Here is a 5,862-nt window from a genome sequence, read left to right as displayed (position 1 = left end):
CGGCTTCGCGTTTGAACTCTTCTGTAAATTCTCGCTGCTTCAATTCTAAGTCTCCTGTCAGTTTTGTCTAACAGAAGCCCTCCACTTTTGAAGGGGAAGTCCACAATGGCCGCGCGCGGTCGCGCACTTGAGCCGACAGCCATCACCTTTCCTGAACGAGACCGGGATGAAGGCTTAGTACTGTTTCAACGGTTGGTTGTCATCGTCGCAACGTTGTGGGGTGAAGCGATTGCCGGCAGACCGGTATCTTCGAGTACGTTTCTGCGCAGGGTCGCACCGGTCATCAAGTTTCGCAGGCGCGGCTCCCACGAAACATTCAACTGGCATAATTGGTATATCATCACCCATGCGCTGAACGTTCTTTACCAACACCTATTGTGTGCTGCCGAGGCTCATGGCCGTTCGGTCTTTGAAGCAGTGATATCGGCATTCGAGAGTGAATGGTCCCGGGCTTTGCCGCCCGGACACATGCCCTGGCCGGCCACGAGCCGCCGCCAAGTTGTCATGTCCGCATACCGCATCGATCGGGACGCGACGCGAACTCTTCGGCATTTGGACGAAATTGAAGCGTCCATTGATGCATCGTGGGAGTTGGAAGAGCGGCTGACCGAATTGTGTTCCCTCGCTCTGAATTGGATCGAAATCGGAGAGGCCAAACGCGCGCGTGTCGCTCTCGATACAGCACTTAACCAAAGCTTTGGCGTCTACCATGACAAGGATTATCAAATCCAGCATTGGTGTGGCTGGGTTGCCAAGCTCGCCCGGAGTAATGCAGAAACTGGTTTGTTGGAACAAGCGACGACGACTGTCTTGCGCCTCCTGCCTCAATTGAGTGACATGCATAGAGGGCGAGGAATTTCAGACGCTACATCCGAACTGATAGGAGCGCTCGCAGATCGTTCACCACAATCTGGTTTACAAGCGGCTGAGTGGCTTATCGATGAAGGTTCTGGAGACCGGGCAACTATCTTGTCCGCGCTACTTGCCGCTGAATTGCGAAGTGGAGACGATTGGCGCGTGGCCACCGGCCTCGTCGCAGCTGCAAGACTTCTTTTGCCATTCTCGAGCTATGAATCAGCCTTTGGCGAAGCGTTGACCGCGACAGTGGATTCCGCAGTGTCTAGCACACCACTGGTCGCCCAATCGATCCGAATGCTGAGAGTTTCCGCTCAAACCGTGGCGATTTCCGGCAAGGCATACAGCGATATCCTGGATGGGGTCGATCAAGAGGACAACGACGATGACCCTGATCGCCAAAAATCGACGCCTCCTTCTTTGAGAGTGCTGAACGGCGTTGTCCTCCATCAGCATAGTGTCCAGTCACTTGCAAATGATCCAAAGGAGTTTGCCAGAATCCTCTCCGGGGCGGTGAGTGCCGAAGGTCTCGACTGGTCGCCTATCGTTCGAGCCCTATTCGCCAAAGGCGGTGGTCCGATAGTCAGGGAAGCAGCGAATCTCATTCTTCAACAATCGTTGACTTCACCAAGTCTGGAAGTGCTCGTTCATGCGGCGAAGGCTGCAGGCGAGATCGAAATAACTGACGCGGCAATATCACGCCTTATTGAGAACGGCCGTCCTTATGGATGGGCGCGCTTCCACGATGGCGGATCCCGTTACGCCGTATCACGCGCACTTCGAATTGCTCATCCCACCGATGGACGAGCCCGAGCGCTCAAACTGTTTGTTGCCGACTATACTGGACATGGTCTGCGGGCTAGGGAGCAGCTTGGCTATCTTGACGAGTTGCTCGCTGAATTTCTTGATGAACTGCCACTCCAGGAGCTGTGGCTGGAAATCGAAGAGCACGTGACACAACTGGTAGACTGGAAATCAAGCTCCTACCGCCCGCCATCCCTCGATCTTAAACCGCGAGTGCGGGGTTACGATATTGGTGTTCGTCTACTGACCCGGGATATCGACCAGCCAGCTCTCTCTTTGGCATGGCAAGCCCGGCACGGCATGCTTGACGTCTTCGATCTTGGCGATAAGTCTGGTGCTGCTGGCGCGGCGTTGAGCAAGGCTATCGCTGGCGATTATCAGGCGCAGACTGCCGGGCTTTCGATCCTTGATTGTCTTGCCGTTAGCAACCCAACCGTCGCCATGCGTTATGTGGACGATCTCAACGATCTGGTTTGGCGGGGTTCCTCCGTCATCCGGTACGCTGCACAAAACATTCTCGAGCAACTCGAACTTGAAATCCCAGCAGCGCGCGCGAACATTCCCCTGCCCGCATTCTACCGTCTTCATTTTCCAGAAACGCCAAAGCCGGAAATCAGCCTTTCCGGTGACGTTACCCCGCCCGGAGAACCACTGCCGGATACGGAAGATCCATACGACCTCACGCGGATGTACCACCACGTCCTGAAAAAGCTGGCGTCCGATGCGGAACTATCCTTCGACAATCTTGTGCGCCGGATGGCGCAACTCATGCGCATCGTCGCACCACCAGAAACCTGGTCTGCGAAAATCGAGCGAGAAATATCTCGGCACAATGAGAGTATCGGGCTAAAGCTGACATACCGGCGTCCACGCAGTCTCGTTGCCCAACATGCTTTCGGGCTCCTAGTCTCTGAGCTTTGTGATGCTGAGGCGGTGGAGTGGATTCCGACATACGTTAGGGAAATGTTGGTGGTCGCGGATCCCCCCGGAAATCTGGCCAACATTCTACCTCGGCCCGATTGGCTCAATATTCCAGAGGGAAAGGAACTCGGCAGGTTCCCTTCGGACGAATGGATGGCGGCGGCTATCGAGGCGCTGCCAACAGCCTCCCAATCCCCTGCAGGCGACGTTGTGTTGGCAGAGTTAACAAGAATTGCAAGACGGGATAATGACCGTTCGGAAGAAAGCCGGCTCAGTGTTATCGTTCATCCCGCGGTAAAATTTGACGATAACAGCGAACCCTCGATTCAGGATTTTTGGCATAAGGAACGATATTTAGCCCGTGACTATCCCACTTTATCGGGTTTAAAGCCGGTTCCAATAACCGCTATTGCAGGGGGCTCCATTACGTCCAACGCCCGGTTCCTGGCCTTGAACCCATCAATTGCCGCCATCCTTGGATGGCAATCGTCTTCGACGGGACTATTCCGATGGGAAAACGCAGACGGTGAGATTATGGCGGAATCCATCAGATGGGCCCAAGGTAATATTGAGGCCAACGACACTGGGTATCAGAACAGGGCGGCTGAAGGCTGGCTTGTGCTAGCAACGCCTGCAGGGTGGGAGGCCATGCGACAAGCGATTCCGGGTGCTGTACGCTATCGACGTGCCACAAGGATGACCGGCTTTAAGCGCTCGGGAGCGGTCGAAATGCGAACCGCCCGAGACGCGATTCCAGTTTAGTGCCGTATGTTCTGAGAACGAGGTATTGTATCGGTGACCAAATGGAGACACATGGCTGAATGTATCACTCCAGCCAATGGCAATTTTTGATTCTTCTTCATCAGGCAGCTGCCTCGTGAGGAAAAACGGTTGTGATTGTGAACCGGATATCACAGTTCCAAATGCAGTTGTCCTGTACATGTTCTCTATACAGATCGGCGGCAGATCATCGGTTAACCGCGCTGAACAGCGCGTACATATGATGGATGCTCTTGCGACATCTGCGTCGTGAAGATGACGCGGGGACGGGCAAGGTCCTTACGGTCCGCAGGCGTCATGTTGCCTGCGATCGCGCGCTGCAGATCGGCCGGAATGCCCTCAGCCGGCGCGACGCGCCGAATCAGGTCGGCCGGCAAGCTATATTTCCCACCTGCGCCTTTCAGCCGCCGCTGAAGCCGGGCCGCCACGACATCAGGATGGAAACTCGGCGTGAACCGCAGGGTCCACATCGGGTCACCAGCAATCTGAAACCCGCGCGAGCCGGCCGGGCGCGCCCCTAACGATGCATACACGAAGGGCCAGCACAGGATGTCTGAGAGCGGCATGAACGAGCCGCGCCAGGCCTCGACTTTCTTGTCCTTAACACCGCAACCGCCGGCCACAACCGGGGCGATCTGATGGGCAAAGACCAAATTGACACCTTCGACTGCGGGCAAGGATGCGGTCTTTGGCGAAAGTGCCGAAGACGGATGATAGAAGATGTAAAGTGGCAGGCTCGACATGCCGCGGGGAGAACCGGCGGCATGGCTTATCAGCGTACTGGCCTGCTTGCCCTTTTCGTGATCGAGATGTTGGTAGTACCAGTATCCGAGCTTGGTCTTCGAGAGTTGGGCGCGTTTGGCCTGCAGGACGATCCGCAGATACCGGCCGCCGTTAATGTCGCGAGGAGCTGCGAATATCCATTCCATATCGCCTCCCGTCGTCGGTTCGTCAGGGAAATCGACGGTAATGCCAAAAGGCTGGAGGGCGACAAGGCTCGACATCAGCATGTCGGTGACTCTTTCCTCGCGGAAATTGCGTTTCAGGCTGCGATCGCGTTCCAGAAACTCTGAGACCCTGGGCGGAAAGTTATGAGCGAGATCGCAAAGCATCGAGTGACCCGAAAATTGATCTTGAGACTATGATGGATGGAATAGCATGCGCTAACGTCAGACCGGAAGAATGAACCGAATTAACCGCGTCATTACAAGCTGTCTATCTATTTCGGCAACACAAGTATTTCCGATTGATGGGTGCAAGTTGGCCGCTGCGAATGACGTCATATCAAAGCACACCCCACGCCCGAAACCGCCCCCTTCCGGTCATTTCGCGCAAGCTGAGCTCTTCGATGAGGCGCAGTGCCGCACGGGGTGTGATGTCGAGTTCTTTGGAGATGAGGCCGGTGGAAACCAGGGGCCTCGCCAGCACCAGCTCGATCAGCCCCGGCAGGTTCGATGAAGCGCGTCGGCCAACCAAACGCCGTTCCATCAACTGCCGTGCCAGCAGAAGCCGGTCATGCTCCTTGAAACCGAGTTCAATCCCGGCAAGCAGCCCATCTAGACTGGCCATCAGCCGGATTTCGAAACTGCGATGGCGCCGCCGTTCCACACGAATGGTTTTCAGGCCGGCATTGAAGGCTAAAAGATGTGCGCGGGTGGTCAGCCCTTCACGCCTCAACAGAGAAGCCGCCAACAAACGAGCCAGCCACGGCGCCCGCTGCAACACCGCGAGCTCGTCCCAGGCATCGAGCGTCAGGATGGCCTGCAACACCGGCGGCAAATCGCTGATCGAACGCAATACGGTTCGCCATTCGTTGAGGCGTTCCTCCTCATCCCAATTGGGATCGCGGATCAGCGGGTCTGTTTCCGGTTTCGGCAGCCGCTGTGGCTGTCTTACCCTTGCCAACACGTCGTCGGATCGCGCCAACACCGCATCAATGGCGTCGAGATCAATCCCGGGCAGATCGAGCCTGTCGTCCCAACGATTTTGTCTCCCCTCCCCGTCCCGACCCTGCCGATCGACCGCCGCATCGGACACTGCCGTACTTTCGCTGTCCGCGACGATGCCGCCATCCCCAAAAGATGGTGCAGACCACGCCTGCCGCAGACGGCGCAAGCCGTTCGCGCTCAGTGCCCAGTCCGGCGCCTGCGCTACGATGCGCCGTCGGGTCTGCAGCACATCACGAGCAACGGTCAGGGCATGACTGGGAGAACGGATATCGCTGGCTGCATCATGCAGAATGAGATCCTCCATTTCGACCAGTTCGCCATCCAGCCACAGCGAGGCACAGGCATCGGCAAAATGAAACCGTTCGATTACCCCTTTGCCAACCGGCGAATGCGCAAGCCGCTCGTCGAGCCGCGCCAAAGCTTCACTGGCGCGTGCCAATGGCTGTAGCAGTAAGCGGGGCAGATTTGTTGGGGGGGTCTTTTATTTTTGAGTCAAAGTCAGAAATGCTTTTTACTCAAGACTTGTGCATAACGCCGAAGTTCGTCGATCATT

3 protein-coding genes are annotated in these 5,862 nt (G+C 56.3%); 1 reads left to right on the top strand and 2 read right to left on the bottom strand.

Going from position 1 to position 5,862, the window contains the following annotated elements; translation table 11 throughout:
• The first annotated feature begins 105 nt into the window (after nt 1-105).
• Nucleotides 106-3,342 carry a hypothetical protein gene (locus tag WH356_RS23890; protein WP_339515377.1) on the top strand — a complete coding sequence of 1,079 codons (3,237 nt, stop codon included), beginning with the start codon at nt 106-108 and terminating at the stop codon, nt 3,340-3,342.
• Nucleotides 3,343-3,554: 212 nt separating this feature from the next.
• Here WH356_RS23890 and WH356_RS23885 read toward each other — a convergent pair whose 3' ends face one another.
• Together WH356_RS23885 and WH356_RS23880 are read right to left on the bottom strand one after the other, a co-directional pair.
• A complete protein-coding gene (locus tag WH356_RS23885; RefSeq protein ID WP_339515375.1) occupies nt 3,555-4,472 on the bottom strand; it encodes a DUF6615 family protein in 918 nt (305 codons plus the stop codon).
• Between the two features lie 172 nt (nt 4,473-4,644).
• On the bottom strand, nt 4,645-5,748 hold the full coding sequence (locus WH356_RS23880) for an RHE_PE00001 family protein (RefSeq protein WP_445253729.1): 1,104 nt from the start codon (nt 5,746-5,748) through the stop codon (nt 4,645-4,647).
• Between the last annotated feature and the right edge of the window lie 114 nt (nt 5,749-5,862).

The organism is Ochrobactrum sp. MYb379, assembly GCF_037479515.1.
Lineage (GTDB): Bacteria > Pseudomonadota > Alphaproteobacteria > Rhizobiales > Rhizobiaceae > Brucella.
This window is presented reverse-complemented; position numbering and strand designations above follow the sequence as displayed.

Bases quoted from the DNA above. Each gene is read 5' to 3' on its own strand.
- WH356_RS23890 (WP_339515377.1), top strand. From the start codon at position 106: ATGGCCGCGCGCGGTCGCGCACTTGAGCCGACAGCCATCACCTTTCCT.
- WH356_RS23885 (WP_339515375.1), bottom strand. From the start codon at position 4,472: ATGCTTTGCGATCTCGCTCATAACTTTCCGCCCAGGGTCTCAGAGTTT.